The organism is Pseudomonas sp. RIT-PI-q, assembly GCF_001297125.1.
GTDB lineage: Bacteria > Pseudomonadota > Gammaproteobacteria > Pseudomonadales > Pseudomonadaceae > Aquipseudomonas.
In genome coordinates this window covers 1-14,855 of record NZ_LHPC01000029.1, presented here as the reverse complement: position 1 = coordinate 14,855, position 14,855 = coordinate 1, and the positions used below count along the sequence as shown (strand labels likewise).

Here is a 14,855-nt window from a genome sequence, read left to right as displayed (position 1 = left end):
CAATGGTTTGAGAAGGATTGTGGATCCAGTTTTCAATTAAAATTAAATTGAAAAAAGGTGAACCGGTTCACCAAATTCCGGTTTATTTAGCGCCGATAAAAACGGGAATGGGAAAAAGTGAGATTTATTGCGCGTGAAAGTGATGGCAACGCAGAGTATTTGGAATAAGGAAAGATTTATCTCACCGTTCTGTTTGTAGGACGGCTTTGTGGGGTTACATAGGGCTGGCATCACTGTATAACGCGTTCTGTGCAATTACGTCCCTGGGAACTTTAGCGGCGGGCTGTGCAAATGCGCAAAGGCCTTCGGGCATTTGTTAAATGGATTTTGCGCTCGCTAAGGACAGTAGAGCGGCGCATTTATTAGGCCTATGCCTCATGAAAAGTTTAAAACTCATTGCCGTCCTCATTCTCCTGCCGCTTTGCCTGGGTTTGTTTGGCATCTGGGTGCTGCAACGCAGCAGTCAGACCGAAATGGAACTCGCCCGGACCAACGCTGACCTGATCGACCTTCGTCCCCAACTTGAATCGCTGGCCGCGCAACCTGACTCACGTTCGATCACGGTCAATATTGACGATGAACAGGTCAGTGTAGCGTTGGCCTTGTCTCGCCTCACTGAAGCCGAAGAGGTGCTAAGCACTCTGCAACCGTTGAGTGCAGTGATGACCGTTTTGGCCAAGGCTGTCGTCGTCCTTGGTCTGCTGGCCTCGCTGGCCGGTGTTTTGGGTCTCATCTGGCTCCGTTGGGCCGGATCACGCGCGAACCAGTCCCGTGAACAACTGCTGCGCACCTTCACTGAAGTGAGCCGGACTCTGCCTTACCTTCTGGTGGGCCATATCGTCGCCATCGGCGCGGCGGTCGCGGCCATCCTGGGCTTCGAAGCGCTGGGGATCTGGCACGCAGGGAAAATGTCTACCGGTGAATTCAAGCTGATGGGTATCGCCTTGGCAGTGATGTTGGGCTGCCTGTATTCGATCTGGCAAATGGGCAAGCAACTGCGCGTCATGCTGCGCATGTTTGAGTCGACGCCGATGCCCGTTCTCGGCCAGGTGGTCACGCCAGAACAAGCGCCGGTGCTGTGGGCCTACGTTCGCGATCTGGCGGATCAACTCGGCGCACTGGCACCTGAACACATCGTCATGGGCATGACCGAAGGTTTCTACGTAACGTCCAGCGACGTCGATCTGCTGCCCTCAGGCACCGCGCTCAAAGGCCGAACCCTGCACATACCGATGATGTACCTGGGGTTGCTCGACGCTGCGGAAACCAGCGCGGTGATCGGGCACGAACTGGCGCATTTCGCTGGCGACGATACCGAGTACAGCATGCGCTTCGTGCCGATCTACGACGGCATCGGCCGCAGTCTGGGCCTGATTGCCGGAACCATGCTGGAAAGCGACCTGCTGCAACGCTCAATCTTGCGTCCGGCCTTCATGCTCGGCATGTACTTCATGGAAAGTTTCGATCACGCGGTGAACCACTGGAGCCGCGTACGGGAACTGGCTGCGGACGCCGCAGGCGCAACGTTGGCCGGAAATATCGCCGCCGCGTCGGCGCTGGTACGGATCTCTGCCATCGACCCGCTGCTGCAAGAGCGGGTGGGTGCGCATGTGGGTCATGCGACCCACCCGGCGGAGCACGACCTCACCCGCGACCTGCCGACCAGCGTGTTGCATGAATTGGCCGCTCTGACGCTGACCTTGCCTGACGAGGAAATGGAAACCCGGCTGCCGCATCCGTCGGACACTCACCCCTCCAATGGCGAGCGCTTGGCGTCGTTGCAGGTAACGGTCGAAGAGGCTGTGAGCCGCGGCACCCGACCCATCGTTGCAGCACAAGCCTGCGCCGCGCTGAATCAGTATTTTGCCGATCCCCAGGCATTGCGCACCCGCGTTACCGAGGACTTTCTCGGCCATTACGTGACACAAGACGCGGCGGCAGTTGAAGAGCTGCGCACCCATGCCAGCCAAGCCACAGAAGAAGTCCGGCTACACGAAGGTGCGCGCTTGCGCGGCTGGATCACCCTGGTTTTCTTCGCCATGCTGATGTTGCTGGGCCTGGGTCTGCTGATGTGGCCGCTACTGTTCCCGGAGGCTGTAGGGAGCAAGAAGGGCTTGATACTGGTGACGGGCGGCGTGCTCGCTTTCCTGATGGCGTGCCTGCTGCCGTTCTCGCTGCGCATGCTCATGCGAGCGGACAAGACCGCGTTACTGCTGACCCCCGATCAATTCGTTTTCGCCAACCTCAAGCAACCACTGCCGATACAACACGTCGCCGATTTCGGCCTGCGAGTGGGGCAGGGGGTGCATTTGAACCTATTGCTCGAAGACGACGCGCCCATGCCAGAACTGATCTCGCGCTCGTTCTTTGCCCCAGATGTGAAGCTCGACAAGAAAAAACGCTGGGTCCAGTTGCAACTGATGCAGTTCTGTCGCGACGACAAAAAACTCAAGGAGAAGGAGCTGGCGGAACTGATTGGCACGTACCTGAACGCAGGGACGGCGCGGCATTTGTTGCAGCAGCGGTTTGAGCAAGTGGATTAATGACTGCCGACGCATACGTCATAGAGTTCTGCTAGCAGCGCATGCAGTTTGTTGTTCTCGTCCAACAAGGGTTTTGCCTGCTCGTACAGAACGATGTCATTGATCGAGCCTGATCCACCGTAAAGCGATACGATTTGAGATAGCGCGTACGTGGTGTCGTGGGGCAGGGCAAGTCTGCATTTTTCGAGTTTGTCCGCCCATTCAGGGCAGCCGAACTTGCGCAGTAAGGCGGTCGTCTGGACGATGATTGAAGAGATTTTGCTGATGCTTTTCATATCACAACACTATGTGTGAGGAAGACTTTCTGGCGGCCGCCCATTTGGCAGCTGAATCTTTAAGCCTTGTGCAATCTGATGGCCAATGTAGAAGGCATTCCCCAGTGCGCTGGCAAGTTCAGGGTCGTTGGCTTCAAAGTCTTTGCTGGCCCAGGCACCGATAGTCAATTGGTGCAGCCTCGCTTTATCTTTTTCAATGCCCTGCAACACGTTTTTGATGAATTGCAATTGAATCAACGAGCTTGAGTAGATCTGGAATTCTGGGCACCCGTTGTATCTCAGGGCGGTAATTGCTATCGCATTGTCGATGTAATCCAGAGCAGTTATTGGTGTTTTAAGGAGGTGGTCCCTCCGGGCTCCAGCGGTTTGGTCGCTACGCGACGCCACGTAATCATCAAACATTTGAACCTGCTCCCTGATCAAGTCATCGTCCCGATAATAATCAACGTGTTTTCTATCCCTAAGGAATTGTTCCGATTGTGGTCCTTGAGTCAATAGCGAAACGATGGCTACGCATTGCATGAGCCAATAGATTTCAAACGAGGATTCAGTGCCTCGACAGTAGCCAAGATATTCCCCTTGCTTGTACAAGTCAGCGGCCAGTTGGCTGGCTGTATCGCGGTTTATCGTCGTCTCTGATGTCAAACCGGCCGAGTCATTCGCTATGACGAATACCCGATAGCGCTGCAATAGGATGTCCTCCACAAGCGTCAGGTCCGGACAGGCGGGGGGCATTAGCGGGACAAATACCTCCGCTTTAAGATTGATCGGTAGCCAGGACAGGTTCCTCTCCACTTGGGAAGGTGCCTTGACCAACTCGGTCAAGGGGACTTCATCAACAACCTGCTCGGTGGGGGCGGGAGGAAAACCAGTCTTTTGCCTGAAAAGAGCTATCAAATGATGCATTAGTTTTGTCATGGGAAAGCCTTCAGTGGTCCAATCAACGTTATTTATCCATTTACCTGCTTCTATCTACATATTAAATAGCCGACCCTCTGTTAGTTCCAGGCTTCTCAATGAGCAACTCGTCCAGTTCTCTGCGGCGGCATTTCATAGCGAAATCCACTGCGGCATCAATGTCTTTTTGAAAAAGCTCGAAGCTTGCGCGATCTATTTCGTAATATTCCTCGTAGTCAACCATGCCGTTGCTCACCGGAATCGACACGTAAAGGCGGCCTGTAGTCTCTTCGACTCCTAAAGAGAACATGTGTTTACGGCTTATGAACGCGTCACTGAATTTCATCATGTTCTTGATTCCGATTTCCTAGGCGGCTTTTTTTGCGACAGCAGAGCTGCCGTTTTCAGCACGATCGTGTCCACCTTATATTCTGATTTTCAGTGTCGCTTCATCGATTCCCATAAATCACTTCGTCCATGTCGTCATGTAGTGGGGCGCTTTCGAATAACTGTTGCGCCAGGTGTTGTATATGTTCTGACCAAGCAATCGTTTTGACCCATTCTTCGGGCATTCCCGTCACCCCGTACAGCGCCCCGGCTATCTGGCCGGCCGTAGCTGCCACGCTGTCGGCATCATCCGCCAGATTGGCAGCCAGCAGGATCGCATCCTTAAAGTTGTCCGTGTTCCACACCGCCCATAGTGCCGCTTCCAGCGTGTCGATGACGTAGCCGGAGGAGCGGATTTGATCGCGGGTTTTTTGTTTGTACTCGCCTGCATTGATGATCAATGGGCGGGGGTAAAGGGCTCGTAACATTGGCGACAAAGTTTCTTCCTTGTCCGCACCGTTGAGAGACAGGTGCAATTGTGCACCCAATAGTTCGCAGCAATTCACTGCCTCTACGGCCCGGTGGGTGCATCGGCTCTGTGCCGCGCTTTCCCGCCAGGTGCCGGACAAGGTGTGGCGCCGGAAAATAGCGGTGGGTGCCAACCGGATGATTGACCCATTGCCAGCTGTCGATGGATGGTCATTACCGTACCAATCAACACCCTGCGCCAGGGACCCTTCCAGTGCAGTACGAGTGGCATTGCCAATATCGAAACACTTTCCGTTATGACTGTTCTCGCCGTTTTTGTACCAACGACAAAGCCGTAGTGAAAAGTCACGGAAGTCGAAATTGTTGTTTGCTACGTAAGTGTCCGCCAAGGCCAATGCCATGCTCGTATCGTCGGTCCACTCGCCCTTTTTCAGATTGAAGGGCCCACCTCCCACCATGTCACTGATATGTTCGATATCACGGGGCAAGAACTCTAGCGTTGTACCTACCGCATCGCCAATCGCGAGCCCTAGCAGGCAACCCTTCGCACGGTCCAGTGCCTGTTCTTCAGTGAGGGTGCAAGGCCTGGAAGACAGCCAGCCAGGTTTCTTGTTTGTTACCTTGGGGGCGTCCGGCTGCAACATGAAGTCCATGCGCTGACGCAGCTGAAGAGAAGGGGATGGGAGGAGATGATCGTAACGCTCAGTGTATTTGGAGAGCGCTTCGTCCGAGCTTCTCAAATCAATCATGGCTTGTCTCTAGTTTGGTGTGCTCTCAAAGATACTTCTTCCAGGCAGCTCGGGCGAGATCATAAGGATTTTGGTTTTCGATAAAATGTGTCTCATAACTCCTTCGTCACTCCAGAAACATTCGACTTAGCTTCACGTTACGACTTTTTTTCTTTTATAAACCTTAGTGGTTATTTCATCCCGTCTACCTGAATACAAACTTCCTGATTGCCGATCATTTTGCATGCTCAGCTATTTCAGGGTCTGACTTTTTTCATGATGTCTTCTATTATTTTAAGTGTGTCCGAGCTGCGGCCGTCGATAAGCTCAACATAAAAATTGCTGTAAGCAACCGAAAGCGCCCGATAATTCCGAAGGTTTGACTCATCCATGATGCGATGGCCAGGTATGTTCCTTGCTTCAACTTCGGTGTCGATTTCACCACGCTCAGCTGCGGATATCAAAGATTCCATTTGTCCGTACAAAGCCAGCGCTGCCGGTTCTTTTGCTTTATACAGTTCCAGTTGTTTTCGCAATTCGATGGCAGTCTGTTTTAACGCTTGCATATCCATGCTGATTCCTGGTTTTTGATTTCGCCAATGAGCTTTGCTGCAGACCGCTCTCGCCGATTAGGCACTAGATACTGAGCCACCTCTCCCGTTCTTGTGATTCTATTTATCCCATCTGCCCGAATACAAATTTCCTGATTTCCAATCATTTTGTAAGGCCAGTTATCGTTGATGTAGCGGGTGGGTTTAAAGCATGCGTTATCTTGGTTGACCCAAAACAGCTGCCCAGCCGATCCAGAAGTCAGGAGCTTTGGGCACGGGGTGTAGTCTCGGCAAAGCAACGTGATTGTGGTCAAGATCATAATGGCGGGCACGATGTAAATAATTGTCTTCCTCCAGGCCACTCTGGAAGGACGGCTTTGTCTATTCGCGTTTGCAATATTCCGGATGGAGCCTCCTGACCAAAAAATTGTCCCAACGGCTGACCTTCTACGCCAGCTCTTTTTAGTACTGCCGAACGCAAAGGCACCCGCCGCACCACCGGCGATAGTGCCAACCGCAACGCTGCCGCCCAGAATCATCGAAACTTCTTTGACCAATTGCAGCAGCACAGGAAGGATCTGCTCGATTTCGATCGAGGCCCACTTGCGCTTGAGGTCCATCTGGATGATCAGGTAGGAGAGGGCGAACGCCCGGTTCACCGCATCGATGCGGTGGCCGCCCATGTAGCCATAGGCCTGGCTCGCCCCATTGCCGACGCGACGGGTAAAGCCGTTCCAGTTGTCGTGAGCGCTCTGCAAGCCCTCGTTGACGCCCTGGTTCAGTTCGCTGAATTTCTGGTCGAGGTTGCGTTCGACGTCGGCCCAGATGGGCACATTCGCTAAAAGATCCATTTACACATCACTGTCCTTGGGGGAAGAAGCGTCCCAACCTAATCGTCTTGTGAAACACGGACGCTTGCGACGGCTTGATTCCTCCGACTGGCCGATGGTGGCGTTGGTGCCGCTAGCGCATGATTCTCCCCAAGTTTCACCCCGGTGCCTTGGGTGTCAAAATTCCAGATTTGCGTCTACGCATGCTAAAGCTGATCGTCCGATAGGTTGACACCATCGGCTCGGCGGTGTCTCCTCTGGACGATTGGGTGTACGTCCAAGCAACTGTGACCGGTTTCTCTTTTTTGAAACACTGATGGCACTTTCCCATTTATCCGTTGTCTCAGCGGTTCAGTCTGGTGAGCCGTACGGCTGCCGCCACCAGCATGATGATTGGCGGAAGGCTATAGCCTATGTCCTACAGAATTCTAGGGGTGTAGTGCGGCTCGATGCGATGCAAGCGTTAGGACCGTCTCGCTGGAAGCGTTAATTTTGGCGTCCCGATTGTAGTTCACCAATACCTCGACTGGTCACTCCAGCGCGGTGGTATTCCGGTCGAATCCAAGGATATATGCAGAAATATGGACATCACTAGGCTGCTGATACCGTCAAATTGCCATCTATTGCAAGATACCGATCTGCGTCGTAGGTGCGAATTATTGAGCACGACTGGGTCGATTGATGCCGCGGTTCAGAGTCTGAGCGGGCAGACAGTGAAGGAGCACGCATGAGTAACTTTCTGACACCTCCCACTTCGGCCAGCATGCGATGTGAGCGCAGGCAGCCGGGCCTACTAGGGCGTGGGCAGCAGGGGTTTGCAGGCGAGTCCGCAATGGATTTCTACATGCAGCCTGGGCAATTCGCCGGAGAATACGCGACCGATGATTACACGGCTGCGGTGTATCTGGTGCATCAACTGTCATCTCGCGACGAGGATATGAGCCCTGATGAATTCAGACGTGCTGCTCTGCTGCTCCGCGAACTCCTGCAGAAACTGAAGTCCGCCACTAATGTATCGGCTGAAGCGTTGCAAGCCCTGCAAAAGGCCGCCGAAAAAATACCAGTAATTGGAACTCTGATGTTTTCGGGAGGTAACTTGCCCGGAACCATTGCGGCTGCAGCGGGTGGCGTTATGGCAGCAGCTAAGGCGAGGAAGGTTACTGATCTTCTGGACATGACTCCCGCGCAAAAAGCGAAGCTTCATGAGTGGGCCAATAGCCGAGGAACCCCCGGAGCACAGTCGGCCGGTAAAACATTTAAAGGCAGCATAAAAATCATTGCTAAAGAAGGTCAGTTGTTTTTTGAAGTGCCTGTGACGGCCGTAGCGAAGCATTATAAAATATTAGGTGCGGTGGGGCCGTCTGTCGCTCATATCCCTATCGGGAATACCAAGGCTGCACTGAACCAACGTACACATCTGCATGCGAATGGCGCTACCGGCATGTTGAAGTTCATGGGGGGGAATTCTGTCGGTGCTGCTCTGGCTGTAGGGCCGCAAGCATTTCTGGATTATTCAAGTTCAACAACAGGTACGGAGTTCTATAACAAGTCTGTGCAAAGTCAGCCAACTAACATTGCATCGGCAGCTGCCGGAGTTGGCGCTGGTTGGTTGATGACAGCTGGTGCGGCTGCCCTTGCGCTTCCTGCTGCGCCCTTGGTAGCGGTGGTGGCCGTCAGCTTTGTTGCAGGTGTACTTGTACAATGGGTCATAGTTAAAACCGGACTTGATAAGACGGTCAGCGACGCGTTAAAGATTGAGGATGATGAATGATCGATTCCCAGAATATTAAGAGAATTAGTTGGGGTTTTTTTGGGTTCTTGGTTTTTTTTATGGTGTTTGGGCCTTCAAATTTAAAGTATTTTTGGCCGGCATTTTTTATTATGTCGTTGCTTGCATTCATGTGTACTATATATCTTGTCTATGTATGTGAGAGAATTACTTTTTATTTGACTTGGATACTTGTTGCGGTCGTAGGCACATTTTCCTATATGGCCTGTACGGCAGCTTATATGATTGGTGAAAGTTTCTGGGGAAAGGCAAGTATTGCTGCCCTCATGGTAGGGCTTTTTCCAATGAGCGTCACATTGCTAACATATTTGGTCTTGGCAAATGGCAAATCGTCATTTCATCCATTCGAATATGATGGAATCAAGGTCCAGCCACGTCCGCAAAACAAGCAAAAAACATCGGCCGCATATAGCCCTCTTTTGGTGGCTGGCGCAACCACCTTGGCGGCAAGTGTTTTTACCAAAACAGCCGGCTTCCTCACTACCGGTATGGTTGTCCTGTTTGGGATGCTAGCTGTTTCCGTCACAATATTATTCTACGCACGCCACATAATCCGAGGCCTGCGGACCCTCCGCATCCAAGAAAAAACCATGCCCACCCCCTACACCTTCATGCAAATCGACGACATTCGCGAAGCGCGCAGTCGTTGGTGGTTGAGCAGATTGTTCAAGTGGGTCGCTTCCTGGCGCAAGTCGCCGGGTGCCTGATTTTCGATGATCACTACGTGCAGGCCGTTCAAGCCTGATGACGTGTTACCGGTTAAGGAGTAGTTGAAGCGATGGATCTTTCCTCACTGTTTATGGCGCAGAACAGGCGCATGTTCAAGCTGACCATGGCCCTCAAGGGCGGCCAGGAGTTGTTGCTTGAATCCTTTTCCGGGAGTGAAGGTTTATCGACTGATTTCGGATTTCAGCTGGACCTGATTTCCGCGGACGCGAGCGTAAAACTCAAGTCTGCCATCGGCCAGGCCGCGACGATTGAAATCGAACTTGCTACTGGCGGTAGCCGTTATATCAACGGCCATGTGCTGAGCTTCGGGAACAACGGCAGTGATGGCGGCATGTCGCGCTATTCAGCCTATGTGGGTTCATGGTTGAGCTTGATTGCGCAGCGGTATGACTCTCAAATCTATCAGGATCAAACCGTAGAGCAGGTGATCAGGAAGGTATTTGGTCGTTATGAAGGTCTCGCGAAATACGAGTTCCGCGTCAGCCGTACACTCAAGCCGCACAGCTATATCACTCAGTACCGCGAAAGCGACAGTCACTTCGTCATGCGGCTGCTTGAGCAAGAGGGGTTGTTCTTCTACTTCGAGCACACGGCCGACAGCCACACGCTCATCATCATGGACGACTCCAGCGTTCTGACGCCGCTGCCCGAGCAGCCGCAAGTGCGCTTCCACACAGCATCAGTGACCGAAAACTCTGACTCCATCACTCACTGGAGTTCCGCTCGGGAGTTCCAGGCCGGAAAGATCTCGGTGCAAACCTTCGATTATCGACAGCCGGGAAATCGGATTCCCGTCACGATGAACAGCCTCAATCAACAAGGTGATGTTCCGTCGTATGAAATCTTCGATTACATGGGGCAGTACACCCACGGCACGTATGAAGATGGCGAACTTCTGGTACGTAACCGCATTGAGGCGCTTGAGCTCAAAGGCAAGACATTTGTCGGGTCAAGCAACTGTCGCGCTATGCGCCCAGGCAATACGTTTGAGCTGACGCAGCATTACGAGCATGACGCTGGCTCTGCCGATGACAGGCAGTTCCTGGTGATGAACATCGAGCACCGCGGCAGCAACAATTACACCTCGGGAAGTCAGGCTGGCTACGGTAATAAATTTTATTGCGTGCGGAAAAAGATCAAATTCCGTCCACAGATGGACCTGCTCAAGCCTGCGATTTCCGGCCCACAAACAGCCATCATCGTCGGCCCGCCCGGCGAAGAAATATACACCGACGAAATGGGCCGCGTGAAAGTGCAGTTCCACTGGGACCGCTACGGCGAGTTCAACGACAAAAGCTCCTGCTGGGTCCGCGTGGCCCAGACCGGAGCCAGCGGTGGTTTCGGCAGCATTCAGATTCCTCGTGTAGGCGATGAAGTCGTGGTGGTCTTCCTCGACGGCAACCCTGATCGTCCGTTGATCATGGGCAGCCTCTACAACAGCCAAAACATGCCACCGTGGTCGCTGCCGGCAAACAAGACGCAGAGCGGGTTTTTGACGCGGTCGATGAAGGGCGATGGTGGTACGGCGAACTTTTTCCGCTTTGAAGACAAGGCGGGGGCCGAGCAGGTCATCGTGCATGCCGAGCGCAACATGGACACCGAGATCGAGGTCGACGAGATCCACAGCGTTGGCAGCAATCGCACGATCACGGTCGGTGGCACGCACACCGAAACGATCAAGAAAGACACGGTGATGAATGTCCAGGAAGGCTCGCTGACGATTCAGGTCGACAATCAGTTCATTCAGGTCAATGCCAAGCAGCACATCATTCTTCAGGTGGGGGACAGCAGCATCACCCTCACGCCGGATGGCATCGAGATCAAAGGCAAGACGATCGTCACGACCAGCACTGGCACCACCCAGATCACGGGCTCCGAGGTTCGGGTCAATGACTAGGGAAGCGTGTCTATGACCAGGACCAGTATTTACGATCGTATTTCCGCCAAGCGTATTGCGCTGGAGGAAGCTGCGCGCCTTGAGCAGCAAAATGCGCCGATCGTTGAACAAGCGCCCAAGCCGGAACCCGTACCTGTCGTTGCCCTGCAGAGCACGCCCAGCAGCTTCAATTTCGGCGGTTTCAATCTGGCATTCCCAGCGGGTTTCAACTTCCGCGATATCCAGACGACCATCGAACACGAAGGCGAGCCGATCATCTTGACGATCAAACGTCGTGATGTGGCGCAGGGCCAGAACCTGGAAAAGCTTTTCGAAGCGTCCGTGCAGATGTTTCGCACGATTTATCCCGAGTTGCGCATCATCCGTCAGCGCGAGTACAGCGTGGCAGGCAATGCCGCCAAGTGCCTGGATTTCCACTTCAAGATCGGTCACGCCGAACGCCACGGACGTCTGGTGGGCGCCATTGTTCCTGTTGCCGGGAGTGACGAAGTGCAATGGCTGAATATTTCGTGCGTGATTGATCCGACCAAGCCTGCGCTGAGTCTTTGGCTGGTGGATTTCGACAGCATGCTTGAAGGCCTCGCGGCCCGCTGATACCTCATTTTTCGATTTCAGGAATTTACATCACATGGATTATGAATTGCAGGAAGGCAGCATCGCGTTGCCGCAGGGTTTTCAGGACCGAACGGTAAACATGTTTGTGCTGGGGGCGAGCGTTCCTGCGCCGTTAAGCATCACCATTTCCAGGGACATGCTGCTGCCCGCCGAGGCGCTCAAAGCCTACGTTGATCGTCAGGTGAAAATGCTTGCCTCCAAGCTGCGTGGCTACACCCTGCTAGGCAAGAAGGCGGTTGCGTTGTCGACCTCTGCGCCGATCGACGGCATCCAGATCGATGCGTATTACATGACTGATGGTCGACCGTTTTATCAGCGCCAAGCGGCCTTTCTGATTGAGCCGGGTCGCGCGATTATTTTCTCCACTACAGCCCAGGCCGATTTCAGCAGCGAGCAAAACCAGAACTGGGTGGACCTGCTGGCCAGCTTCCAGCCTCGCCAGCCCGGCGCAACCAAGACCGACTCCAGCGAACAGGAGTAACGGCCATGTTTGAAGCCGCAAGGTTTGGCGATGAAATCGCTCACACCAGTGCCCTGGGCGGGTTTCTGATCGGTGCCGCGCTCGGTATTGCGCTGATCGCCACGGTTGCCATCGCGACGTTCACCTGTGGGTTTGGTGTGGCTTTGTTGGCGGGTCTTGCGGCAGGCGTCGGAGGTAGCCTGCTGACTGCCGCAGGGGAGGCGATAGGCAGTATGTTTTCATCGCCCTCCGGGACCATCGTCACCGCGTCGGACAACGTATTCATCAATAGCCGCAAGGCCGCCCATGTCGAAAAAAGCATTGGCGCCTGCGACAAGCATCCCGGTCCGGTGCAAGTCGCGGAGGGCTCGACCAACGTCTTCATCAATGGCACGGCGGCGGCGCGCAAGGGTGACAAAATCACCTGCGGTGCAAAGATTTCCAGCGGCTCGGGCGATGTTTACATTGGCGGTGGAACCCACCGCTACCTGCCGGTAGACGACGAGATCCCCGGCTGGCTTCGAACCACGGTCGATATCCTCATGGCGGTCGCCGGGGGGGCGGGGGGGATCGCTAAATTGATCACGGCCGGGACACAGGCCGGCATGAAAGCCACCATGCCCTGCGTGTTGAGGTTCACTGCCGGCTTCGTCGCCGGTGGGGTGGCGGGCCGCTACATTGTAGGGCCGGCCATCGAGCGTGCGGTCGGTGGTCTGGTGGGCAACCCTGTTGACGCCACCACTGGCCGCAAGGTCATTCCTGACGAACCCGACTTCAGCCTCCCGGGCCTGATGCCCATCGAATGGTCACGCTTCTATGCCAGCGACCTGACCGTCGACAGCGTGCTCGGCCGGGGCTGGGTATTGCCCTGGGAACAAAGCCTGCGTCGCAGTGGCAGCTTCGTTTACCTGATCGACAACCAGGGGCGCAGCGTGCCGTTTGTGGACGTGCCGCCGGGGGACCGCATCTACAATCCCCACGAACAGGTCTATCTGGTCCGCACCGAAGGCGGTCATTACCTGCTGCAAACCCTCGACAACATCTTCTTCTACTTCGGCGAAGTACCGGACGATAACGTCCCCGTACCGCTGCAACGCATCGAAAACGCCCTCGGCCATTTCCTGCATTTCACCCACACGGTCGAAGGCACGCTCACCGACATCAGCGCCACCGGCGGCGTACGTGTTCACCTGCATTACGACAACCCGCTGGGTCGCCTGACCGACGTCAAACGCATCGTCGATAACCAGGCCGTCGAGACAATGGTGCAGTATCGCTACGACGACAATGGCCAGCTCATCGAGGTGATCAATCGCAACAGCGATTCGGTCCGACGCTTCAGCTATGCCGACGGCGTCATGGCCAGCCACAGCAACGCTCTGGGTCTGACCTGTAATTACCGCTGGGAAACCATCGGTGAGCAGCCCCGCGTGGTGGAACACTGGACCAGCGATGGCGAACATTTTCATTTCCGCTACGACGTGAAGGCCCGCACCACTTGGGTCACCGATGTGCTCGGGCGCGAAGCTGAAATTCACTACAACGACGATCATCGCGTCATCGCCAGTCGCGACTTCGGTGGCGAGCACTACGTCATCGACATCGACGACAGCGGCAACATGACCGGCCTGACGCTGCCAGACGGTAATACGGTCGAGCTCAAGTACGACGACTACGCACGACTGGTCGAAGAAACCGATCCGCTCCGGCGCAAGATCAAGTACCAGTATCACCACTTGACCACGCTGGTCACGCAGGTCGATTATCCCGACGGTAGCACCTGGAAAGCCCGTTACGACGCCAAGGGCAACCTCATCGCCGAAGTCGATGCGTTGGGCAACAAAACCGAATACCTCAACAGCGATGACGGCTTGCCGCACACCGTCATCGACGCCACCCAAAAGTCCAAATACCTGTGGTGGAACACCCTGGCCCAAGTCGAGCGTTTCCAGGATTGCTCGGGTAAAAACACTCTTTACCGCTTCGACGAGCGCCATCACCTGATCGCCGTCACCGATGCCCTGAACCAGACCACCACCCTGGAACGCAAACCCGACGGCGAAGTGCTGCGTATCCAGCACCCGGACGGCAGCGCCGAGTCGTTTACCTACAACGCCCTCGGCCAGGTGCTGACGCACACCGACGGCAAAGGCCAGACCACGCGCTTGCTGCGCACCGCTCGCGGCCTGCCGAGCAGCCGCCAGGACGCCAAAGGCCAACGCATCCGCTACGAATATGACCAGGCCATCCGCCTGACCGCGCTGGTCAATGAAAACAACGCCGCCTACCAGTTTGCCTACGACGCATCCGATCGCCTGATCGAAGAAAAACGCATCGACAACCTGACCCGTCGATTCAGCTACAACCTCGGCGGGCACCTGACGCGTGTCGAGGAAATCGGCTACGGCGAACGCGCCGAACGACCACAGCGCCACACCGAATTTGAACGCGACACCATCGGCCGATTGCTGGCCAAGCTCAACGCCGATGCGCGTCAGGATTACACCTACGACGACGGCGATCGCTTGCTGTCCATCGAACGCCAGCCCACCGCCCACGGCAAGAAACTCGGCGTCAGCGAAGAGAAACTCGACTTCTCCTACGACCTGCTGGGCCGCCTGATCAAAGAGACCACGCCGCAAGGCGCCTTGTCTTACGACTACGATCCGCTGAGCAACCTGACCACGCTGACCCTGCCCACCGGCCAGCACCTGAACCACCTGTA

12 protein-coding genes and 2 pseudogenes are annotated in these 14,855 nt (G+C 54.9%); 7 read left to right on the top strand and 7 right to left on the bottom strand.

Annotation, left to right across the window (positions count from 1 at the left end; translation table 11 throughout):
• Positions 1-377: 377 nt before the first annotated feature.
• The gene (locus tag AEQ67_RS15645) at positions 378-2,543 is read left to right on the top strand and encodes a M48 family metallopeptidase (protein ID WP_059404741.1); all 2,166 of its coding nucleotides are present in this window, start codon (positions 378-380) and stop codon (positions 2,541-2,543) included.
• Here the strand turns inward: AEQ67_RS15645 and AEQ67_RS15640 are convergent.
• From AEQ67_RS15640 to AEQ67_RS15615, 7 genes and pseudogenes are all read right to left on the bottom strand, one after another.
• Entirely contained in the window at positions 2,540-2,818 is a 279-nt protein-coding gene (locus AEQ67_RS15640) for a DUF6966 domain-containing protein (RefSeq protein WP_059404740.1), read from the bottom strand. The genes AEQ67_RS15645 and AEQ67_RS15640 overlap by 4 nt on opposite strands.
• Before the next feature lie 9 nt (positions 2,819-2,827).
• A complete protein-coding gene (locus AEQ67_RS36200) occupies positions 2,828-3,736 on the bottom strand; it encodes an immunity protein Tsi6 family protein (protein WP_236710349.1) in 909 nt (302 codons plus the stop codon).
• 61 nt (positions 3,737-3,797) lie between these two features.
• Positions 3,798-4,061, bottom strand: coding sequence for a hypothetical protein (locus AEQ67_RS15630; protein WP_059404858.1), 264 nt, complete (start codon positions 4,059-4,061; stop codon positions 3,798-3,800).
• A gap of 103 nt (positions 4,062-4,164) precedes the next feature.
• Positions 4,165-5,280 carry an ADP-ribosylarginine hydrolase Tri1 gene (tri1, locus tag AEQ67_RS15625; RefSeq protein ID WP_059404739.1) on the bottom strand — a complete coding sequence of 372 codons (1,116 nt, stop codon included), beginning with the start codon at positions 5,278-5,280 and terminating at the stop codon, positions 4,165-4,167.
• A 236-nt stretch (positions 5,281-5,516) separates the two neighbouring features.
• The gene (locus AEQ67_RS15620; RefSeq protein WP_059404738.1) at positions 5,517-5,831 is read right to left on the bottom strand and encodes a hypothetical protein; all 315 of its coding nucleotides are present in this window, start codon (positions 5,829-5,831) and stop codon (positions 5,517-5,519) included.
• A 107-nt stretch (positions 5,832-5,938) separates the two neighbouring features.
• Positions 5,939-6,160, bottom strand: a pseudogene (locus AEQ67_RS36590) (hypothetical protein); the annotation flags it as partial.
• 120 nt (positions 6,161-6,280) lie between these two features.
• Positions 6,281-6,661 (bottom strand): annotated as a pseudogene (locus AEQ67_RS15615) (DUF6861 domain-containing protein); the annotation flags it as partial.
• A 706-nt stretch (positions 6,662-7,367) separates the two neighbouring features.
• Between AEQ67_RS15615 and AEQ67_RS15610 the strand changes: the two are divergent.
• From AEQ67_RS15610 to AEQ67_RS15585, 6 genes are all read left to right on the top strand, one after another.
• A complete protein-coding gene (locus tag AEQ67_RS15610) occupies positions 7,368-8,411 on the top strand; it encodes a hypothetical protein (RefSeq protein WP_059404737.1) in 1,044 nt (347 codons plus the stop codon).
• Positions 8,408-9,136 carry a hypothetical protein gene (locus AEQ67_RS15605; protein ID WP_059404736.1) on the top strand — a complete coding sequence of 243 codons (729 nt, stop codon included), beginning with the start codon at positions 8,408-8,410 and terminating at the stop codon, positions 9,134-9,136. Before AEQ67_RS15610 ends, AEQ67_RS15605 begins: the two co-directional genes overlap by 4 nt.
• Positions 9,137-9,207: 71 nt before the next feature.
• Positions 9,208-11,055: a type VI secretion system tip protein TssI/VgrG gene (tssI, locus tag AEQ67_RS15600; RefSeq protein ID WP_059404735.1), complete on the top strand. Its 1,848-nt coding sequence runs from the start codon at positions 9,208-9,210 to the stop codon at positions 11,053-11,055.
• A 12-nt stretch (positions 11,056-11,067) separates the two neighbouring features.
• Positions 11,068-11,649: a hypothetical protein gene (locus AEQ67_RS15595; RefSeq protein ID WP_059404734.1), complete on the top strand. Its 582-nt coding sequence runs from the start codon at positions 11,068-11,070 to the stop codon at positions 11,647-11,649.
• 34 nt (positions 11,650-11,683) lie between these two features.
• On the top strand, positions 11,684-12,151 hold the full coding sequence (locus tag AEQ67_RS15590) for a DcrB-related protein (protein ID WP_059404733.1): 468 nt from the start codon (positions 11,684-11,686) through the stop codon (positions 12,149-12,151).
• A 5-nt stretch (positions 12,152-12,156) separates the two neighbouring features.
• The coding region (locus AEQ67_RS15585; protein ID WP_177333653.1) for a DUF6531 domain-containing protein at positions 12,157-14,855 on the top strand (2,699 nt) is incomplete at its 3' end.